At 60.3% G+C, this 21,155-nt stretch carries 13 protein-coding genes, 2 tRNA genes and 3 rRNA genes; 14 read left to right on the top strand and 4 right to left on the bottom strand.

Features of this window, described 5'->3' with window-relative positions; genetic code table 11:
• Window positions 1–24: 24 nt before the first annotated feature.
• Window positions 25–1,926: an ATP-binding cassette domain-containing protein gene (locus C380_RS20670; RefSeq protein WP_015015790.1), complete on the bottom strand. Its 1,902-nt coding sequence runs from the start codon at window positions 1,924–1,926 to the stop codon at window positions 25–27.
• 125 nt (window positions 1,927–2,051) lie between these two features.
• Window positions 2,052–3,149: a bifunctional diaminohydroxyphosphoribosylaminopyrimidine deaminase/5-amino-6-(5-phosphoribosylamino)uracil reductase RibD gene (ribD, locus tag C380_RS20665; RefSeq protein ID WP_043565697.1), complete on the bottom strand. Its 1,098-nt coding sequence runs from the start codon at window positions 3,147–3,149 to the stop codon at window positions 2,052–2,054.
• Between the two features lie 711 nt (window positions 3,150–3,860).
• On the opposite strand from ribD, the gene C380_RS20660 reads away from it, so the two are divergent.
• The 5 genes from C380_RS20660 to rrf all read left to right on the top strand — a co-directional run bounded on the left by C380_RS20660 (window position 3,861) and on the right by rrf (window position 9,195).
• Window positions 3,861–5,393, top strand: a 16S ribosomal RNA gene (locus C380_RS20660).
• A 91-nt stretch (window positions 5,394–5,484) separates the two neighbouring features.
• Window positions 5,485–5,561: transfer RNA gene (locus tag C380_RS20655), tRNA-Ile, on the top strand.
• A gap of 33 nt (window positions 5,562–5,594) precedes the next feature.
• Window positions 5,595–5,670: transfer RNA gene (locus C380_RS20650), tRNA-Ala, on the top strand.
• Window positions 5,671–6,049: 379 nt separating this feature from the next.
• Window positions 6,050–8,928: ribosomal RNA gene (locus C380_RS20645) — 23S ribosomal RNA — on the top strand.
• Window positions 8,929–9,082: 154 nt separating this feature from the next.
• Window positions 9,083–9,195: ribosomal RNA gene (gene rrf, locus C380_RS20640) — 5S ribosomal RNA — on the top strand.
• Together the 16S, 23S and 5S rRNA genes with 2 tRNA genes alongside form the textbook arrangement of a ribosomal RNA operon.
• Window positions 9,196–9,510: 315 nt before the next feature.
• Here rrf and C380_RS20635 read toward each other — a convergent pair.
• Window positions 9,511–10,590, bottom strand: coding sequence for an MBL fold metallo-hydrolase (locus C380_RS20635; protein WP_015015788.1), 1,080 nt, complete (start codon window positions 10,588–10,590; stop codon window positions 9,511–9,513).
• A gap of 125 nt (window positions 10,591–10,715) precedes the next feature.
• Here C380_RS20635 and C380_RS20630 point away from each other — a divergent pair, with 125 nt between their 5' ends.
• The 9 genes from C380_RS20630 to C380_RS20590 all read left to right on the top strand — a co-directional run bounded on the left by C380_RS20630 (window position 10,716) and on the right by C380_RS20590 (window position 19,711).
• The gene (locus C380_RS20630; protein ID WP_015015787.1) at window positions 10,716–11,111 is read left to right on the top strand and encodes a MerR family DNA-binding transcriptional regulator; all 396 of its coding nucleotides are present in this window, start codon (window positions 10,716–10,718) and stop codon (window positions 11,109–11,111) included.
• A 42-nt stretch (window positions 11,112–11,153) separates the two neighbouring features.
• Window positions 11,154–11,615, top strand: a complete 462-nt coding sequence (locus tag C380_RS20625; RefSeq protein ID WP_015015786.1) for a PaaI family thioesterase — start codon at window positions 11,154–11,156, stop codon at window positions 11,613–11,615.
• A 41-nt stretch (window positions 11,616–11,656) separates the two neighbouring features.
• Entirely contained in the window at window positions 11,657–12,847 is a 1,191-nt protein-coding gene (locus tag C380_RS20620) for an isovaleryl-CoA dehydrogenase (protein WP_015015785.1), read from the top strand.
• A gap of 37 nt (window positions 12,848–12,884) precedes the next feature.
• A complete protein-coding gene (gene can, locus C380_RS20615) occupies window positions 12,885–13,544 on the top strand; it encodes a carbonate dehydratase (RefSeq protein ID WP_015015784.1) in 660 nt (219 codons plus the stop codon).
• A 54-nt stretch (window positions 13,545–13,598) separates the two neighbouring features.
• Window positions 13,599–15,404 (top strand): bifunctional isocitrate dehydrogenase kinase/phosphatase, encoded by a 1,806-nt coding sequence (aceK, locus tag C380_RS20610; protein WP_015015783.1) that lies wholly within the window; start codon window positions 13,599–13,601, stop codon window positions 15,402–15,404.
• Between the two features lie 66 nt (window positions 15,405–15,470).
• Window positions 15,471–16,658, top strand: coding sequence for an acetyl-CoA C-acyltransferase (locus C380_RS20605; RefSeq protein ID WP_015015782.1), 1,188 nt, complete (start codon window positions 15,471–15,473; stop codon window positions 16,656–16,658).
• Between the two features lie 49 nt (window positions 16,659–16,707).
• A complete protein-coding gene (locus tag C380_RS20600; RefSeq protein ID WP_015015781.1) occupies window positions 16,708–17,787 on the top strand; it encodes a DUF695 domain-containing protein in 1,080 nt (359 codons plus the stop codon).
• A gap of 84 nt (window positions 17,788–17,871) precedes the next feature.
• The gene (locus C380_RS20595) at window positions 17,872–18,540 is read left to right on the top strand and encodes an SDR family oxidoreductase (protein WP_015015780.1); all 669 of its coding nucleotides are present in this window, start codon (window positions 17,872–17,874) and stop codon (window positions 18,538–18,540) included.
• 40 nt (window positions 18,541–18,580) lie between these two features.
• Entirely contained in the window at window positions 18,581–19,711 is a 1,131-nt protein-coding gene (locus tag C380_RS20590; protein ID WP_015015779.1) for an acyl-CoA dehydrogenase family protein, read from the top strand.
• 226 nt (window positions 19,712–19,937) lie between these two features.
• Here the strand turns inward: C380_RS20590 and C380_RS20585 are convergent, their stop codons facing one another.
• On the bottom strand, window positions 19,938–21,125 hold the full coding sequence (locus C380_RS20585) for a hypothetical protein (protein ID WP_015015778.1): 1,188 nt from the start codon (window positions 21,123–21,125) through the stop codon (window positions 19,938–19,940).
• Between the last annotated feature and the right edge of the window lie 30 nt (window positions 21,126–21,155).

Genomic DNA, 21,155 nt, shown 5'->3' with positions numbered 1-21,155 from the left:
CTGGCGTTGGGGGCAGACTCGTCACTATTCTGAGAGTGCTGTCCAGCGCTCCAGCGCCGTCATCAGCTCTTCGTCGATGGCGGCAGCGCGGCTGGTCATGGCGGCTGCGCGCGCCGGATCCGTGCCAAAGAGTGACCCGTCGGCCAGTGTGTCATGGAGGGTTTTCTGCTCAGCCTCCAGCGCACTGATCAAGTCGGGCAGCTGCTCCAGTTCGCGCTGCTCTTTGTAGCTAAGCTTCTTTTTTGATAGCTGCGCAGGCTTATTCGATGTGCGCTCCGGTGGGTTTTTGTCTGAAATTTCCGTGGGGAACGGTTTGGCAGGCGCTGCGGCACCGGTTTGAAGCGAGCGGCTGCGCTTGGATTGCAGCAGCCAGTCTTGCACGCCGCCTTCGTACTCGCGCCACAGGCCATTGCCTTCAAAGGCGAGGGTGCTGGTCACCACGTTGTCCAGGAAGGTGCGGTCATGGCTGACCAAGAACACCGTTCCTTCATAGTTGGCGAGCAATTCTTCCAGCAGGTCCAGGGTGTCGATGTCCAGATCGTTCGTGGGTTCATCCAGCACCAGCACATTGGCAGGCCGGGCGAACAGCCGAGCGAGCAGCAGACGGTTGCGTTCCCCGCCGGACAGTGATCGCACCGGCGAGTGGGCGCGCGCTGGGGAGAACAGGAAGTCGCTCAGATAGCTCTTGACGTGCTTGCGCTGGTTGCCGATCTCGATCCATTCGCTGCCTGGGCTGATGAAGTCTTCCAGCGTGGCGTCGAGGTTCACGGCATGACGCATCTGGTCAAAGTAGGCGACCTGCAGGTTGGCTCCTTGCCGGATAGTGCCTTTGTCGGCCTGCAGCTCGCCCAGGATCATTTTGAGCAGCGTGGTTTTGCCTGCGCCGTTCGGGCCGATCAGGCCTACCTTGTCCCCGCGCAGGATCGTCCCGGAAAAGTTGTGGACGATGGTTTTGTCCCCAAAGGCTTTGCTCACCCCTTGCAGTTCTGCCACGATCTTGCCCTGATACCCGTTGGAACTACCGGTGGCGACGTCCATGCGGACGCTGCCCACGACTTCGCGGCGGGCCTCCCGTCGGGCGCGCAACTGCTCCAGGCGGCTGATGCGGCTCTGGCTGCGGGTGCGGCGCGCTTCCACACCGCGCCGAATCCACACTTCTTCTTGTGCCAGCAGCTTGTCGGCCTTGGCGGCGATCACCGCCTCCTGCGCCAGTTGCTCCTCTTTCTGGATCTGGTACTGGGCAAAGTTACCCGGGTAGGAGCGCAGCTGACCGCGGTCCAGTTCCACGATGCGGGTGGCTACACGGTCAAGGAACGACCGGTCGTGGGTGATGGTCACGACGCTGCCCGGGAAATCCAGCAACAGGTCCTCCAGCCACTCGATGGAATCCAGATCCAGGTGGTTGGTGGGTTCGTCCAGCAGCAACACGTCAGGGCGTGCCACCAACGCCTGTGCCAGCGCCACGCGCTTTTTGGTGCCGCCAGAGAGTGTGCCCACCACCGCTTCAGGGTCCAGGTGCAGTCTCTGCAGGGTCTCTTCTACGCGCTGCTCCCAGTTCCAGGCATCGTAGGCCTCGATCTCTGATTGCAAAGCGTCCAGATCCAGGCCGTCCGCCCCAGACAGATATTGATCGCGTATGGCAATCACGCGCTGCAGCCCTTCTGAGGCTGCTTTGAAAATCGTGGCACTCGGGTCCAGCGTTGGCTCTTGCGCGACGAAGGCAATGCGTACCCCTTGTTGAACTTGCAGCGAGCCATCGTCCGGTTTGGCAAGCCCTCCCAGGATTTTGAGAAGGGAAGACTTCCCTGCGCCATTGCGGCCAATCAGGCCTACCCGCTCCGCAGTCTCCAGGGAAAAGCCGGCGTGATCCAGCAGTGCAACGTGCCCAAATGCGAGTTGGGCGTCCAGTAAGGTGATAAGTGCCATAGGGCCGGATTATCCGTGCCGCGCTTGGACGGGGCGGAACACCAGCCAGCGACGGCTTAGTCACTGGACGGTTCAGACTGCAATACCAGGCAAATTTTGAAATCAAAAACTGAGCGGAGTTTTCGTCAGAAGCGGTCGCGCCCCTGCAGGCGAGCGAGGATGCGCAAGTCGTCCCCGATCCGCTCCACCGAATGGAAGCTGAGGGCATGTGCCTCCGCCAGCGACGTCAGAGGAGACATCTGAGCCAATCCCATGCCTTCCCCCATCAGCTTGGGTGCCAGATAGACCAGCAACTCATCGATCAACCCTTCGCGCAGCAGTGAGCCATTGAGCTTGTATCCCGCTTCTACATGCAGTTCATTGATCTCCCGCCGACCCAAGTCTTGCAGCATCGCGGGCAAATCCACCTTGCCGGCCTTGTTCGGCATGGTGATCACTGTTGCGCCCAGGGCTTCTAGCGCGCTGCGCTTCTCTTCGTTGGCAACCGCTGTATAGATATAGGTCCGCCGGCTTGCCCCGAAAAGCAAGGCGTCCAGGGGGACCGCCAATGCGCTGTCGACCAGCACGAGGGCAGGCTGACGCTCTGTGGGAACATCCCGCACATCCAAACGCGGGTTGTCGGCGAGTACGGTGCCGCTGCCCGTCAGTACCGCGCAGGCCCTTGCGCGCCAGGCATGTCCATCGGCTCGGGCAGCGGCGCCGGTGATCCATTGGCTCGCTCCATTGTGCAAGGCGGTCACACCGTCGAGCGAGGCGGCCGCCTTCATGCGGACCCAAGGCGTCTTTCGAATCATCCGGCTGAAAAAACCCAGGTTCAGCTCTCGGGATGCTTCCGCTCCTGGCCCCACCTCTACGGCTACCCCCGCAGCACGCAGGCGCGCGAACCCATTGCCTGCCACTGCGGGGTTGGGGTCGGCAATCGATGCGACAACCTTGGCGACACCCGCCTGAATGAGCGCATCGCAGCAAGGACCTGTGCGCCCGTGGTGTGAGCAAGGTTCTAGCGTGACGTAAGCTGTGGCGCCTTGAGGAGAGTGGCCTCGTTGCTCAGCGTCCCGCAGCGCCATCACCTCGGCATGAGGCCCCCCAGCGCGTTGGGTGGACCCTTGGCCAATGATGGCGCCGTCCTCGGCGACGAGTACGCAGCCTACGCGCGGGTTGGGGGATGTCCTGTAGAGAGCTTCATGGGCGAGCTCTAGTGCCGCCTCTGTGTAATCCGTCATGGTGGGTGTCGATGAAATAGCGGCTCGCATGGGTTGTAGCTAGAGCAGCTTACGCGACGTTCGGTAGGCGGCGACTGATGCTGCGCCTGGGATCGCCCGCCGAAAGAACGCCGCCTTGGTAAACAGACGCTGTGGAGTCTGTTGCTGGTTGCTGCGCTGGTGGTCTGCGTTGATTTTGATGCGATTTGCGGGTTTTCCCTGCTCTGTGGTGTGAAGCGTGCTATAGTCGAGGGCTTCGCTACTGAGGCCTGAGTGCAAAAGTGTTCAGGTTCTCTGGGTGGTTTGTGGTGGTGCTTCGGTGCTGCTGCAGGTGGCTTTGAGGGATGGCGAAGAAAGTTTGGTTTTGTGTTCTGGGTGGGTTAAAAACCGGTATAGAATACAAGGCTTCGCTCGGTGGAGGTGGTTGCTGCAGGTTGCAGGAGTTGCCAAGACGGGGTGAAGAAAAACAAAAAGTTTTGACAGTTCTTCAAAAACTGTGCTATAATTCAAGGCTTCGCTGATCGCAGCGAGGTTTGCAAAATGAAGAAGATTTTGGTCTGATTTGTTTTGCGGGGTCTTTAAAAATATACAGCCGATAAGCGTGGGCGTTTGATGGCGAGTGCCAAGTTCTTTGGAACTAGTGCTTAGCACTACAAACGCTCATGAGAGAGAAGTGAAGTTCACTTCAATTCTTAATTATGAGTTGCTCGAAAGAGCGAAAAAATCAAGATCGAACTGTAGAGTTTGATCCTGGCTCAGATTGAACGCTGGCGGCATGCCTTACACATGCAAGTCGAACGGTAACAGGTCTTCGGATGCTGACGAGTGGCGAACGGGTGAGTAATACATCGGAACGTGCCCGAGAGTGGGGGATAACGAAGCGAAAGCTTTGCTAATACCGCATACGATCTCAGGATGAAAGCAGGGGACCGCAAGGCCTTGCGCTCACGGAGCGGCCGATGGCAGATTAGGTAGTTGGTGGGATAAAAGCTTACCAAGCCGACGATCTGTAGCTGGTCTGAGAGGACGACCAGCCACACTGGGACTGAGACACGGCCCAGACTCCTACGGGAGGCAGCAGTGGGGAATTTTGGACAATGGGCGCAAGCCTGATCCAGCCATGCCGCGTGCAGGATGAAGGCCTTCGGGTTGTAAACTGCTTTTGTACGGAACGAAAAGACTCTGGTTAATACCTGGGGTCCATGACGGTACCGTAAGAATAAGCACCGGCTAACTACGTGCCAGCAGCCGCGGTAATACGTAGGGTGCGAGCGTTAATCGGAATTACTGGGCGTAAAGCGTGCGCAGGCGGTTATGTAAGACAGATGTGAAATCCCCGGGCTCAACCTGGGAACTGCATTTGTGACTGCATAGCTAGAGTACGGCAGAGGGGGATGGAATTCCGCGTGTAGCAGTGAAATGCGTAGATATGCGGAGGAACACCGATGGCGAAGGCAATCCCCTGGGCCTGTACTGACGCTCATGCACGAAAGCGTGGGGAGCAAACAGGATTAGATACCCTGGTAGTCCACGCCCTAAACGATGTCAACTGGTTGTTGGGTCTTCACTGACTCAGTAACGAAGCTAACGCGTGAAGTTGACCGCCTGGGGAGTACGGCCGCAAGGTTGAAACTCAAAGGAATTGACGGGGACCCGCACAAGCGGTGGATGATGTGGTTTAATTCGATGCAACGCGAAAAACCTTACCCACCTTTGACATGTACGGAATCCTTTAGAGATAGAGGAGTGCTCGAAAGAGAGCCGTAACACAGGTGCTGCATGGCTGTCGTCAGCTCGTGTCGTGAGATGTTGGGTTAAGTCCCGCAACGAGCGCAACCCTTGTCATTAGTTGCTACATTCAGTTGGGCACTCTAATGAGACTGCCGGTGACAAACCGGAGGAAGGTGGGGATGACGTCAAGTCCTCATGGCCCTTATAGGTGGGGCTACACACGTCATACAATGGCTGGTACAGAGGGTTGCCAACCCGCGAGGGGGAGCCAATCCCATAAAGCCAGTCGTAGTCCGGATCGCAGTCTGCAACTCGACTGCGTGAAGTCGGAATCGCTAGTAATCGCGGATCAGAATGTCGCGGTGAATACGTTCCCGGGTCTTGTACACACCGCCCGTCACACCATGGGAGCGGGTTCTGCCAGAAGTAGTTAGCCTAACCGTAAGGAGGGCGATTACCACGGCAGGGTTCGTGACTGGGGTGAAGTCGTAACAAGGTAGCCGTATCGGAAGGTGCGGCTGGATCACCTCCTTTCTGGAAAACTGCATTCAATATTGAACGCCCACACTTATCGGTTGTTGGAACAAGCCGCAGACCTGCGAAGGGATTCGCAAGAATGTGGAATGGGTCTGTAGCTCAGCTGGTTAGAGCACCGTCTTGATAAGGCGGGGGTCGTTGGTTCGAGCCCAACTAGACCCACCAAATTCCGATGACTGGATACGGTAAGAGGACACTGGGGGATTAGCTCAGCTGGGAGAGCACCTGCTTTGCAAGCAGGGGGTCGTCGGTTCGATCCCGTCATCCTCCACCAACCACACTTCGGGACTTCAACACCAAAGCTGCTTTGCAAAAGGCTGCTTTGTTGTTGATCAATATCGATTGATCAATCGGCTGTTCTTTAAAAATTCATAGAGTCGAAATCAGAGTTGCTAGGGGAAACTGCACATTCGTAAAGGTTTAGTGCAGACCGTGCCCCTGGTGACAAATTTTTGATTGCGTCAAAACGAATGTTCAATGAGCAAACGTGATTACGAAAGTGATTGCGAAGTAATTTGAACTCAGTAATGACGAATGTTTCTTGATAGTGATATCGAGGAATTATTCACATTACGGCATAACGCGTCAGGTGAAAGACCTGACAAGTCCTTGAAGATGATGGCGATATCTTGAAAGAGATGTCAAAGTTATAGGGTCAAGTGACTAAGAGCATGTGGTGGATGCCTTGGCGATTACAGGCGACGAAAGACGTGATAGCCTGCGATAAGCTTCGGGGAGCTGGCAAATAAGCTTTGATCCGGAGATTTCTGAATGGGGAAACCCACCTCGCAAGAGGTATCGCATACTGAATACATAGGTATGCGAGGCGAACCGGGTGAACTGAAACATCTCAGTAGCTCGAGGAAAAGACATCAACCGAGATTCCGAAAGTAGTGGCGAGCGAAATCGGAAGAGCCTTCTAGTGATAGCACGACTGTTAGCAAAACGGGATGGAAAGCCCGGCCATAGCAGGTGATAGCCCTGTATGCGAAAACAGACGTGTGGTACTAAGTTAGAGAAAAGTAGGGCGGGACACGAGAAATCCTGTCTGAATATGGGGGGACCATCCTCCAAGGCTAAATACTCGTAATCGACCGATAGTGAACCAGTACCGTGAGGGAAAGGCGAAAAGAACCCCGGGAGGGGAGTGAAATAGATCCTGAAACCGCATGCTTACAAAAAGTAGGAGCCCGCAAGGGTGACTGCGTACCTTTTGTATAATGGGTCAGCGACTTACATTCAGTGGCAAGGTTAACCGAATAGGGAAGCCGTAGAGAAATCGAGTCCGAATAGGGCGAATCAGTCGCTGGGTGTAGACCCGAAACCAAGTGATCTATCCATGGCCAGGATGAAGGTGCCGTAACAGGTACTGGAGGTCCGAACCCACTAGTGTTGCAAAACTAGGGGATGAGCTGTGGATAGGGGTGAAAGGCTAAACAAACTTGGAAATAGCTGGTTCTCTCCGAAAACTATTTAGGTAGTGCCTCAAGTATTACCTGCGGGGGTAGAGCACTGTTTAGGCTAGGGGGTCATGGCGACTTACCAAACCTATGCAAACTCCGAATACCGCAGAGTACAGCTTGGGAGACAGAGCACCGGGTGCTAACGTCCGGACTCAAGAGGGAAACAACCCAGACCGCCAGCTAAGGTCCCTAAAATTGGCTAAGTGGGAAACGAAGTGGGAAGGCTAAAACAGTCAGGATGTTGGCTTAGAAGCAGCCATCATTTAAAGAAAGCGTAATAGCTCACTGATCGAGTCGTCCTGCGCGGAAGATGTAACGGGGCTAAGCCAGTTACCGAAGCTGCGGATTTGCAATTTATTGCAAGTGGTAGGAGAGCGTTCTGTAGGCCTGTGAAGGTGTCTGGTAACGGATGCTGGAGGTATCAGAAGTGCGAATGCTGACATGAGTAGCGTTAAAGGGGGTGAAAAGCCCCCTCGCCGTAAGCGCAAGGTTTTCTACGCAACGTTCATCGGCGTAGAGTGAGTCGGCCCCTAAGGCGAGGCAGAGATGCGTAGCTGATGGGAAACAGGTCAATATTCCTGTACCGATCAATAGTGCGATGTGGGGACGGAGAAGGTTAGCTCAGCCAACTGTTGGATATGTTGGTTCAAGCCTGTAGTCGTGCCTGGTAGGCAAATCCGCCGGGCTTAGATGAGGGGTGATAACGAGTCTGCTTGCAGACGAAGTGAGTGATACCCTGCTTCCAGGAAAAGCCACTAAGCTTCAGCTATTGACGACCGTACCGCAAACCGACACTGGTGCGCGAGATGAGTATTCTAAGGCGCTTGAGAGAACTCAGGAGAAGGAACTCGGCAAATTGATACCGTAACTTCGGGAGAAGGTATGCCCCAAGTAGGTGAACTCGTACAGAGGGAGCCCAACGGGGTTGCAAAAAATCGGTGGCTGCGACTGTTTAATAAAAACACAGCACTCTGCAAACACGAAAGTGGACGTATAGGGTGTGACGCCTGCCCGGTGCTGGAAGATTAAATGATGGGGTGCAAGCTCTTGATTGAAGTCCCAGTAAACGGCGGCCGTAACTATAACGGTCCTAAGGTAGCGAAATTCCTTGTCGGGTAAGTTCCGACCTGCACGAATGGCGTAACGATGGCCACACTGTCTCCTCCTGAGACTCAGCGAAGTTGAAATGTTTGTGATGATGCAATCTCCCCGCGGAAAGACGGAAAGACCCCATGAACCTTTACTGTAGCTTTGTATTGGACTTTGAACAGATCTGTGTAGGATAGGTGGGAGGCTTTGAAGTGAGGACGCTAGTTCTCATGGAGCCAACGTTGAAATACCACCCTGGTGTGTTTGAGGTTCTAACCTAGGTCCATTATCTGGATCGGGGACAGTGCATGGTAGGCAGTTTGACTGGGGCGGTCTCCTCCCAAAGCGTAACGGAGGAGTTCGAAGGTACGCTAGTTACGGTCGGACATCGTGACGATAGTGCAATGGCATAAGCGTGCTTAACTGCGAGACTGACAAGTCGAGCAGATGCGAAAGCAGGACATAGTGATCCGGTGGTTCTGTATGGAAGGGCCATCGCTCAACGGATAAAAGGTACTCTGGGGATAACAGGCTGATACCGCCCAAGAGTTCATATCGACGGCGGTGTTTGGCACCTCGATGTCGGCTCATCTCATCCTGGGGCTGTAGCCGGTCCCAAGGGTATGGCTGTTCGCCATTTAAAGAGGTACGTGAGCTGGGTTTAAAACGTCGTGAGACAGTTTGGTCCCTATCTTCCGTGGGCGCTGCAGATTTGAGGAAGCCTGCTCCTAGTACGAGAGGACCGGAGTGGACACACCTCTGGTGTATCGGTTGTCACGCCAGTGGCATTGCCGAGTAGCTAAGTGTGGAAGAGATAACCGCTGAAAGCATCTAAGCGGGAAACTCGTTTCAAGATGAGATCTGCCGGGGCCTTGAGCCCCCTAAAGAGTCGTTCAAGACCAGGACGTTGATAGGCTGGGTGTGGAAGCGCAGTAATGCGTTAAGCTAACCAGTACTAATTGCTCGTGCGGCTTGACCCTATAACTTTGATAGCCAACACGCACACCACAATGGTTGTGTGAAAAGCTCAAAGTCTGTTATGCCAAGTTAGACGCAGTCAAAAGACACAAAATCTGATTCCAGACTCTATGAATTCGTTGTGTTGCCCCAAAGGCAGCACGACAACAAGTTATGCCTGATGACCATAGCAAGTTGGTCCCACTCCTTCCCATCCCGAACAGGACAGTGAAACGACTTTGCGCCGATGATAGTGCGGGTTCCCGTGTGAAAGTAGGTCATCGTCAGGCTCTTACAGCCCAGAAAACCCCAGTCTCATAAAGACTGGGGTTTTTTGCTTTGTAGGTACCAACAATGCGTCAACAGCAATAGACGCTACTCAGCACAAGGGGGACACGGTCTACTTGATCGGCCTCCGCCTCATCGGGCTGCAAGACGCGCGCATACCTAAGCTACTCGGGCCGTTGAGATCAGCGCCGACAAATTGGGACAAATCCATTTCCTCCCATCGAACACAGAGTGAACCGATCGGGAGAACCTCGCGAGAGGCGGCGTTCATTCTTATCTCCAATCGACGAGCACATGAGAGGTACCTGCGGCGATATCTATTCAAAACTCACTGCGCGAAATCTTTGAACACTACCCTGATCGAGAAAACGCTCGAGCTTCCCTTCCATCCACAGATAGTGCAGATGCGCCAAAGCCTCTCCCATGGCGAAAGTCATCTGATGCGTGTCTAACTTGCGCTTAAAGAGAATCGGCAAAGTATCCGCAGCACTCAGGGCGTGGTCACCTGCCGCCTGCAGGATTTCCTCAAGCCGCTCTCGGTGATGGTCTTGGAGTTGTGTGATGCGGGTGGCCAGCCCTGTGAATGGCTTGCCGTGCGATGGCAGTACCAACGTGCTCTCCGGAAGGTCAAGATAGCGCAGCAAGGAGTCTAAAAACAACTGCAGCGGGTTGGCTTCGGGCTCGCTGGCATGGACACTGACATTGGTCGATATACGCGGCAACACCATGTCTCCGCTGATCAGTGTAGTGAGCTCAGCGCAAAACAATGCCATGTGCTCAGGTGCGTGGCCATAACCGCTGATGCAGCGCCAGGCGCGTCCACCGATGTTGAGGATGTCGCCATCCATGAGGCGGTGAAAGCGGCCTGGCAATGCGGGGACCAAGGTTGGAAAGTACGATGAACGGCCACGCACATGGTCCAGAAATGACGCGTCTCGCGCACCGTGCAACGCATAAAAATCCGCCCCTGCTTCCCCGCCAAACCCCTGCGGGTCATAGACAGCAACGCGTGCCACGTTGTAGTCGGTGGCACTGATCCACAAGCGCACATTCCAGCGCTCGCACAGCCAGTGCGCCAGCCCGATATGGTCTGGATGCATGTGGGTCACGATGACGCGCAGGATGGGTAGCCCCTCCAGGCAGTTCGCAAAGACTTGCTCCCACTGGGCGCGGGTTGCAGCGCTGTCGATGCAGCAATCCACGATGGTCCACCCGTCTACCGGCGTGCCGCCAGCATCTGGCTGACGATCGCGCAACAGCCACAGATTGATGTGATCCAGTGCAAAGGGCAGGCCCATGCGGACCCAGCGCACTCCAGGTGCGACTTCCAGGGTGGCGCCCTCGGCGGGGAGCGCGTCGCCGAGCGGGTAGTGGATCTGGTGTTCGAGTGGATTCATGGAGGCAGTGTGATGGGTTAGCATTGACGTTAACGTAAACGTCATGCACTCGATGCATTGTAGAGAGCAGCCGCCATACGACTGTCTCCTGTGCGAACCCGATACCGCTGCGTGCAGCACCCACCATGGCCAATACATACACCATCAGTGACCTCGCCAAAGAGTTTGATCTCACCACCCGGGCGATCCGTTTTTATGAAGACATGGGCTTGTTGCAGCCGGAGCGCACCGGCGCCGCAGGCCGCAACCGGGTTTACAGCGCACGCGACCGCACGCGGCTGCGCTTGACGTTGCGAGCCAAGCGCCTGGGTCTGTCTCTCACCGAGGCCAAGGAGATCATCGATCTCTATGACAGCCCCCGTGACACCGGCGTACAGCTCCGCAAGTTCCTGGACGTGCTGGTGGTTCATCGCAAACAGCTCGAAGAGCAAATGGCCGATTTGCAGGCCAATCTGGAAGAGGTGCGCGAGCACGAAGAAGAGGCGCGCTCGCTACTGGCCAAGGTAGAAAAGCAAAATTGATCCATAATTGACGTTTACGTAAACGTAAATCAGGAGACTGCAGTGAGCACCCCCACCTTTGAGCCGCGTTGCATCGACTTTGCCGACCGCGTGCGCGATAGCTTCGCGCGGCAGGGGGCTATGCAGACGCTTGGCGCGTCGCTCGGGTTGGTGGCGCCGGGTGCTGTGGACATTGAACTTCCCTGGGCTCCCGCGCTGACCCAGCAGCATGGTTTTCTCCATGCGGGCATGGTGTCCACCGCCCTGGATTCGGCCTGCGGATATGCCGGTTTCACTCTCATGGCGGCCGATGCCGCCGTGCTCACCATCGAATTCAAGATCAATCTGCTGGCCCCTGCCAAAGGCGAGCGGTTCCGCATGGAAGGGCGGGTGCTGAAGCCCGGCCGCACCATCACCGTCTGTGAGGGCCGCGCCTTCGCCATCGACGGCAACCAAGAAAAGCTGGTCGCCACCATGGGCTGCACCCTGATGGCGGTGACCGGACGCGACAACATCCAGGGCTGAGCCCTGCCCATTTCCCCACCTTCTACGAGGAGACAAACCCCATGAGCATTCCCGCCAACCTGCCCGGCCTCAACTTCCAGCTGGGCGAAGACATCGATGCCCTGCGCGACGCCGTGCGCGACTTTGCACAGGCCGAAATCGCGCCGCGCGCGGCCGAGATTGACCGCAACGACCAGTTCCCCATGGACCTGTGGCGCAAGATGGGCGACCTGGGCGTACTGGGCATCACGGCGCCAGAGCAATACGGTGGCGCCGCCATGGGCTACCTGGCCCACATGGTCGCCATGGAGGAAATCTCGCGCGCCAGCGCCTCGGTGGGCTTGTCCTACGGTGCGCACAGCAACCTGTGTGTGAACCAGATCAACCGCAACGGCAACGAGGCCCAAAAGGCCAAGTACCTGCCCAAGCTTATCAGCGGCGAGCATGTGGGCGCGCTGGCCATGAGCGAACCCGGCGCAGGCTCTGACGTGATCAGCATGAAGCTCAAGGCCGAAGACAAGGGCGGCTACTACCTGCTCAATGGCAGCAAGATGTGGATCACCAACGGCCCGGATGCCGACACGCTGGTGGTCTACGCCAAGACCGAGCCTGAAATGGGCGCACGCGGCGTCACGGCCTTCCTGATCGAAAAGGGCATGAAGGGCTTCTCCATCGCCCAAAAGCTTGACAAGCTGGGCATGCGCGGCAGCCACACGGGTGAGTTGGTGTTCCAGGATGTAGAAGTGCCCGCAGAGAACGTGCTGGGGGGCGTGAACAACGGCGCCAAGGTGCTGATGAGTGGCCTGGACTACGAACGCGCCGTGCTCACCGGCGGGCCGCTGGGCATCATGCAGTCGGTCATGGACAACGTGATCCCTTACATTCACGACCGCAAGCAGTTCGGCCAAAGCATTGGCGAATTCCAGCTTATCCAGGGCAAGGTGGCCGACATGTACACCGTGCTGCAGGCGGGGCGCTCGTTCGCCTACACCGTGGCCAAGAACCTCGACATGCTCGGGACTGACCATGTGCGCCAGGTTCGCAAGGACTGCGCCAGCGTCATCCTCTGGTGTGCCGAAAAGGCCACCTGGATGGCGGGCGAAGGCGTGCAGATCTATGGTGGCAATGGCTACATCAACGAGTACCCGCTGGGCCGCCTCTGGCGCGATGCCAAGCTGTATGAGATTGGCGCGGGCACCAGCGAGATCCGCCGCATGCTGATCGGCCGCGAGCTGTTTGCCGAAACCTGCTGACCTCTCCGTAACGCCAACCTTTCACCGCAAGGACCCCATGCCCTCCTCCATCGACGACCTGTTTGTTCACAACCGCGCCTGGGCGGCCCAGATGGAGCGGGAGCGGCCTGGCTTCTTCACCAGCCTGCTGGCGCAGCAGAAGCCCAAGTACATGTGGATCGGCTGCTCCGACAGCCGGGTGCCCGCCAACCAGATCACCGGGCTGGAGCCGGGCGAAGTGTTCGTGCACCGCAATGTGGCCAACGTGGTGGTGCCCACGGACCTGAACTGCCTGTCCACCATCCAGTACGCGGTGGACCAGTTGCAGGTGGAGCACCTGATGGTGGTGGGGCACTACGGCTGCGGCGGCGTGCTCGCCGCGCTGCAGGGCACGCGCGTGGGCCTGGCCGACAACTGGATCCGCCACGTGACCGATGTGCGCGACCGCCACCGCGAGCTGATCGCCGCCACCGCGCCCGAATGGCGCCATGACGTGCTGTGCGAGCTGAATGCCATCGAACAGGTGGTGAACATCGCCCAGACCACCGTCATGCTGGACGCCTGGGGCCGCGGCCAGAAGGTGACCCTGCATGGCTGGTGTTACGGGCTCAAGGACGGGCTGATCAACAACCTGCACATGTCGGTGGACAGCACCGAAGGCCTGGAATCGCTGTACAAGGCAGCGATAGCCGGCGTGGCTGCCACCCGGCGGCAGTAAGCAGGGCGCCCCACCACGCATGCGACGGTTGCGCTGACAAGGATGCCTGCCACCATGTTCCCGCAACGCCTGGATGCCCCCCAGGCCTATGGCATTGCCAAGGCCATGATGGACGGCTTCAACCGCCACTACCGGCTGTTCCGCACCGAGTCCGCGCGGGCCAAGCACCGCTTTGAAACCGCCGACTGGCATGGCCAACAGCGGGCGCAGCGCGAGCGCATCGAGTTCTACGACCTGCGGGTGAAGGAATGCGTGCGCCGCCTGGAGAAAGAGTTCGAGGCCGGCGCGCAGCCCATGGATGTGTGGCACCAGGTCAAGCTGCATTACATCGGCTTGCTGGTCAACCACCACCAGCCCGAGCTGGCCGAGACCTTCTTCAACTCGGTCACCACCAAGATCCTGCACCGCACGCATTTCCACAACGACTTCATCTTTGTGCGGCCTGCCGTGAGCACCGAATACATCGAGAACGACGAGCCCGCCGCGCGGCCCACCTACCGCGCCTACTACCCCACACGCGAGACGCTGGGCGACACCTTTCAGGCCATCGTCGAGAACTTCCAGCTCCAGCGCGAGTTTGCCGACCTCCCGCGCGACACCGGCTGTGTGGTGGCCGCCATGCGCAGCCGTCTCGACAAGGTGCGGTTGCGCACCAACTTCCAGATCCAGGTGCTCACCAGCCTGTTCTTTCGCAACAAGGGCGCGTATGTGGTGGGCAAGATCATCAACGGCTTCAACGAGGTGCCGTTTGCGCTGCCCATCCTGCATGACGACAGCGGCAGGCTTTACATCGACGCGGCCCTGTTTGGCGAAGACGACATGCAGATGCTGTTCAGCTTTGCCCGCGCCTACTTCATGGTGGACATGGAGATCCCCAGCGCCTACGTGCAGTTCTTGCGCAGCCTCATGCCGCGCAAGCCGCGGGCCGAGATCTACAACGCCCTGGGCCTGGCCAAGCAAGGCAAGACACTGTTCTACCGCGACTTCCTGTACCACCTGAAGCATTCCAGTGACCAGTTCCGCATCGCGCCGGGCATCAAGGGCATGGTGATGCTGGTGTTCGACCTGCCGAGCTTCCCGTTCGTGTTCAAGCTCATCAAGGACTACTTTCCGCACCAGAAGGAAACCACGCGCGAACAGATCAAGGCCAAGTACCTGCTGGTCAAGCAGCACGACCGCGTAGGCCGCATGGCCGACACGCTGGAGTACAGCGAGGTTGCCTTCCCCCGCGACCGCTTTGACGATGCCCTGATTGCCGAGATCGAGAAGTTCGCCCCCAGCCAGCTCGAAATCAGTGATCGAGATGGCGACGGCCAGACCGAGGTGATCATCAAGCACCTCTATATCGAGCGGCGCATGATCCCGCTCAACATCTACCTGCAGGAAGCGTTCGATACCGGCTTGTCCGACCCGCGCGCACGCCAGCAGATGGAGCACAGCGTCATCGAATACGGCAACGCCATCAAAGACCTCGTGGCCGCCAACATCTTCCCCGGCGACATGCTGTGGAAGAACTTTGGCGTCACGCGCAACGGCAAGGTCGTGTTCTACGACTACGACGAGATTGAATACCTCACCGACTGCAACTTCCGCCGCGTGCCCACGCCGCGCAACGAGGAAGAAGAGATGAGCGGCGAGGTCTGGTACAGCGTGGGCCCGCGCGATGTGTTCCCCGAGACCTTTGGCCCCTTCCTGCTGGGCAACGATGCGGTGCGCGAGGTCTTCATGCAGCACCACGCCGACCTGCTCGATGCCGCGTTCTGGCAGTCGCACAAGGAGCGCATCCAGGCCGGCCAGATGCTCGATGTGTTCCCTTACGACCCGGAGCGGCGCTTTGCGCAGCGCGCGGCGGCGGGCTGAGCGCCCGCCAAGCCCCAATTGTCACCCACCCCTTTTCCTCTGACCCTTACCCAGGAGACCTTCACCATGTCCATCCAAGACCCCATCGTCATCGTCGGCGCCGCACGCACCCCCATGGGCTCGCTGCAGGGCGACTTCTCCAGCCTGGCTGCGCACGACCTGGGCGGTGCGGCCATCAAGGCCGCCATTGAGCGCGCCGGTGTCTCGCCCGACGCTGTGGGCGAAGTGCTGTTTGGCAACTGCCTGATGGCCGGCCAGGGTCAGGCGCCTGCGCGCCAAGCGGCCTTCAAGGGTGGGCTGCCCAAGGGCGCGGGTGCTGTCACCCTCAGCAAGATGTGCGGCTCCGGCATGAAGGCCGCGATGATGGCGCACGACATGCTGCTGGCCGGCACGCACGACGTGATGGTGGCGGGCGGCATGGAGAGCATGACCAACGCCCCCTACCTGCTGCAAAAAGGCCGTGGGGGCTACCGCCTGGGCCATGATCGCATCTTCGACCACATGATGCTCGACGGCCTGGAAGACGCGTACGAAGCGGGCCGCAGTATGGGCACCTTTGGCGAAGACTGCGCTGCAAAGTACCAGTTCACCCGCGAGCAGCAAGACGCGTTTGCTACCGCCAGCGTGCAGCGCGCCAAGGCGGCCACCGAATCCGGCGCGTTCGCGGCCGAGATCGTGCCCGTGACCGTGAAAGACCGCAGCGGCGAGCGCGTGGTGTCGGTGGACGAAGGCCCCGGCAAGGTCAAGCTCGAAAAGATCGCCACGCTCAAGCCCGCGTTCAAGAAAGACGGCACCATCACCGCCGCCTCCAGCTCCAGCATCAACGACGGCGCGGCCGCGCTGGTGATGATGCGCGAGTCCACCGCCAAGAAGCTGGGCGCCAAGCCCCTGGCCCGCATCGTGAGCCACGCCACGCACGCGCAAGAGCCCGAGTGGTTTGCCACCGCCCCGCTGGGCGCCACGCAAAAGGCACTGGCCAAGGCCGGCTGGCAAGTGGGCGACGTGCAGCTGTGGGAAATCAACGAAGCCTTTGCCGTGGTGCCCATGGCGCTGATGAAGGAGCTGGATCTGCCCCACGACAAGGTCAACGTGAACGGCGGCGCCTGCGCGCTGGGCCACCCCATTGGCGCCAGCGGCGCGCGCATCATGGTCACGCTGATCCACGCCCTCAAGGCGCGCGGCCTGACCAAGGGCCTGGCCACGCTGTGCATTGGCGGTGGCGAGGCCACGGCCGTGGCGCTGGAACTCGTCTGAGGCCACAGGCTGGAGATGGGATGATTCCCGACTTTGTACAAGGACCGCGATGACCACTCCCTCTCCCGCCATCGGCGCCTTCTGGCGCGCGTTTTCTGATGCCCAGGCATCGCTCCAGGCCCTGCCGCTGCGCGAGCGCGTGGGGGCGGCCAATGCGCTGATCGATCAGCACCTGGAAGGCCTGGCGCTGGAGATGTCCGGTGACGATGCCGATGCGGTGGTGGACCTCATCGTCACGGCCCACGGCAGCATCGAGCGGTTTCCGCTGGTGGCGCAGGTGGTGGCGACCGCACCCGCGCTGCCGCACTACCGCGTGCGTGCGTTCCGCGAGCGCACCACGCAGCCGGACTTTCCCATCGGCATGGAAGGCTTCGAGCTGTCCACCGCCGAAGTGCTGGTGGCGCTGGAACAGGACGGCGGGCAGGCGGCGCTGGAGATCCGCTTTGGCCGCGAGATTCCCAGCGACTACCAGGACCACGCGCGCAACATGGCGTTCATCATGCTCGACCACGTGCTGGGCGAATATGACTTTGCCGTGAAGGTGGGCGCGGTGGACTTTGTGGGCGCGCCGGACGATGCCCACACCCCCTGGGTGCCGCTGAGCCAGCTGCCCCCGGTGTTCGACCGCTACTGGACGGAGACCCTGGGCCACACCGGCCACTTCCCCACGGGCGAGTCCGAGTGGGACGGGCTGGAGCTGCAGTTTGACTGCCCCATCGACGAGGACGGCAACGAGCTGCCACCCGACGACATCGATAGCGAAGACGCGCCCGAGACCGGCGTGGTCATGGTCAACACCAGTGCCAACGCGGTGGCCATGCGCGCCGACCTGGCCTACGCCCTGACCGTGGACCTGGCCGTGCCCGACAGCGACACCCTGACCGCCGTGCAAGACCTGCAGGACCAGGCCGCTACCGTGCTGCAGGTGCCGCAACTGGGCATTCTGGTGCTGACGCTGATGCGCGCAGGGCGCCGGCAGGCGCTGTACTACGTGAGCGACGAACAGTTGGCCAAGCAGGCGCTGGCTCCCTTGCTGCTGCGCGACGAGGCGGCATCGCTGGAGCTGAAGGTGGCGTACGACCCTGCTTGGTCGGGTTATTTCGAGTACGCCGGCTACCTGTCTGCCTGAGCGTGCGGTGTTGCCTTGATTACTCCTGAATTGATAGCTGTTGGCGCATGATGTACTAGCGCTTGCGGCACATTGGGATTGAAAATGAACTCCATACTCGTGATCGGCGCGTCCCGGGGCATCGGCCTGGAGCTGGTGCGCCAGTACACCGACGCCGGGCGCCGCGTGATCGCCACCGTGCGCGACGACGCCGGCCGCGAACGCGTGCTGGCGCTGGGCGCCGAGGCGCTCACCGTGGATGTAGCCAACCCCGCCAGCGTGAGCGGCCTGGCCTGGCAGCTCGACGGTGAAAAGCTGGACCTGGCGCTGTATGTGGCCGGTGTCATCCGCCGCCCCAACGCGCTCACCCCGCCCACGCAGCAAGACTTTGATGCCGTCATGCACACCAACGTGCTGGGCGCCATGCAGGCCATTCCGCAGGTGGCGCCCCTGGTGGCGGACGCGTGCGGCGTGTTTGCGTTTCTGTCGTCCTCCATGTCGCAGATCGGCAGCGTGCCCAACAGCGGCTCGTGGCTGTACCGCACCAGCAAGGCCGCGCTGAACATGGCCGTGGCCGCCGCGCAGCACGACTACCCCGGCGCCACGCTGGTCACCATCGACCCCGGCTGGGTGCAGACCGACATGGGCGGCGGCGGTGCGCCGCTGACGGTGGAAGACAGTGTGCGCGGCCTGCGCAGCACGCTGGCCAGCGTGACCGCTGCCGACAAGGGCCGCCTGCTGCACCACGATGGCCGCCGCGCTGCCCATTGGTGAGATTTATATATTTCTGAACAACGACTCTGGAGACACTCCCATGCTGCTGACCCAAGACCAGGAAATGATCCGCGACGCAGTGCGCGACTTTGCACAGACCGAGCTGTGGCCGCACGCCGCGCGCTGGGACAAGGAACACCACTTCCCCAAGGAGGCCCACCAGGGCCTCGCCGCGCTGGGTGCCTACGGCATCTGCGTGCCCGAAGAGTTTGGCGGCGCCAACTTGGACTACGTGACGTTGGCCCTGGTGCTGGAAGAAATCGCGGCCGGTGACGGCGGCACCAGCACAGCCATCAGCGTGACCAACTGTCCGGTCAACGCCATCCTCATGCGCTATGGCAACGCGCAGCAAAAGCGCGACTGGCTCACGCCGCTGGCGCGTGGCGAGATGCTGGGCGCGTTCTGCCTGACCGAGCCGCATGTGGGCTCCGACGCCTCAGCGCTGCGCACCACGGCGGTGAAGCAAGGCGATGAATACGTGATCAACGGCGTCAAGCAGTTCATCACCAGCGGCAAGAACGGCCATGTGGCCATCGTGATCGCCGTGACCGACAAGGGCGCGGGCAAGAAGGGCATGAGTGCCTTTCTGGTGCCTACCAGCAACCCCGGCTATGTGGTCGCTCGGCTGGAAGACAAACTGGGCCAGCACAGCAGCGACACGGCGCAGATCAACTTTGACAACTGCCGCATCCCGGCCGAGAACCTGATCGGCGCCGAGGGCGAGGGCTACAAGATCGCCCTGGGCGCACTCGAAGGCGGCCGCATCGGCATCGCCGCCCAAAGCGTGGGTATGGCGCGCAGCGCGTTCGACGCGGCGCTGGCATATTCCAAAGAGCGCGAGAGCTTCGGCACCGCCATCTTCAACCACCAGGCCGTGGGCTTTCGCCTGGCCGACTGCGCCACGCAGATCGAGGCTGCGCGCCAGCTCATCTGGCACGCCGCCGCGCTGCGCGATGCAGGCAAGCCCTGCCTGAAGGAAGCCGCCATGGCCAAGCTGTTTGCGAGCGAGATGGCCGAGCGTGTGTGCAGCGCCGCCATCCAGACGCTGGGTGGCTATGGCGTGGTCAACGACTTCCCTGTGGAGCGCATCTACCGCGACGTGCGCGTGTGCCAGATCTACGAAGGCACGAGCGACGTACAGAAGATCATCATCCAGCGCGCGCTGGCCTGAGAGGCTGAGAGTCTTTGAACCATGTCCGCCTTGCACGCCAAAACGCCCCGGCTCTTCGTTGCAAATGCTCGCCACAGCCCGAGCTATGGCTGTGCTTTGCGCCTCGATCCGAGGCGTTTTGGCGCGCCTTTCGGGCTTGGCTCAAAAACTCTCAGCCTCTGAGCCTGCGCGCCACGGTGCCCGGCCTGCGGTGTGCAGGAGGCCTTTCGGGCGCGGTCCACAACGCTCAGCCCCTGAGGCGCAACTCACGCTCCAGCAGCGCCAGCCGCTCGGGCTCGGCATGGTGCCGGGCCACCGGCTGCACGCTGGCAAACACGGTGCGCCCCATTTCCGCGCGCCCGCTCCAGGCCAAGGCCAGCGCGTAGTCGCAGGTGCACACGGCCAGTGAGGGCCAGGCGCCCGGGGCCTTGCGCACCAGCCCCAGAAATTGCTCACACGCCTTGCCCAGGTGGCTGGCAGCCTCGCTTGCCAGGGCCGGGTCGCGTAGCGCAATCATGCCCCGCACCCAGTCGATGAATGCTTGCCCGTGGGGGGGCAGCATGGCGGGCTGCAGGGTGTCCACGAGGCGCTGCGCTTCGTCGGTGTGGCCCGCGCGGGCCTCGCCCAGGGCCAGGTCCAGCTGCAAAGTGGGCTCTCCCGGCCGCTGCGCCATCAGGTCGCGCAGGCGGGCGGTGAAGCCCGCATGGTCGCCCGTGGCCAGGGGCAGGGTGTAGATGCGGGCCAAGAATTCGTTGTCGTCCGCCGGACGCATGGGGTGGACACGCAAGCGCAGGATGGCGGCGTCCACCCCTTCGGCGCGCGCCTCGAACCAGGCCATGCGCACGGCGGCGTCCCAGGCGGGCTGCCGCAAGAACGCATGCCGTTCGGCTGCACGGGCGAGCCGCTGGGCCAGCACGTCCAGGCGGGGCAGGTCGCCCGTGGCATGAGCGTGCAGCATCTGCTGGTACATGCGCTGAAACTGGTGCATGTAGGCAAACACCCCCAGCGGCGCCAGCATGGCCAGTACCAATATCCCCTGCACCCACGGGCTCCACTGGCGCCACACGGCCAGAGCCACCAGGGCCGCGCACACCAGCAGCCAGATGCGGTTGTTGCGCAGCAGCTGCCGCAGCGTGGTCCACAGGCCAGGGTTCTCCTGGGCTTCGATCTGATCGCGCGCCAGCTGGCGCAGTGCCTTCACGTCCAGTGTGCCCAGTGCGTCGTCAGCCATCTCGGTCATCGCACGGGCATACAGCCCGGAGGTGTGCAACTGCACCTGGGTCAGTGGCGGTTGCTGCAACGCGGCAATGGCCTGCATGGCTTCTTCGGCCGTCTGGGCATGCACGAAGCCCTCGGTAGGGCGGCCTTGCGCATCCTGCGCCTGGTATAGCCAGCGGGGCTGGCCGGGCGGCGGGGTGGTCCCGGTGGTGGTCATGGTGTGGCTCCCTCCTCATATGACTTGCCA

Source organism: Acidovorax sp. KKS102, assembly GCF_000302535.1.
In the GTDB taxonomy this organism is placed as follows: domain Bacteria; phylum Pseudomonadota; class Gammaproteobacteria; order Burkholderiales; family Burkholderiaceae_C; genus Acidovorax.
This window is presented reverse-complemented; position numbering and strand designations above follow the sequence as displayed.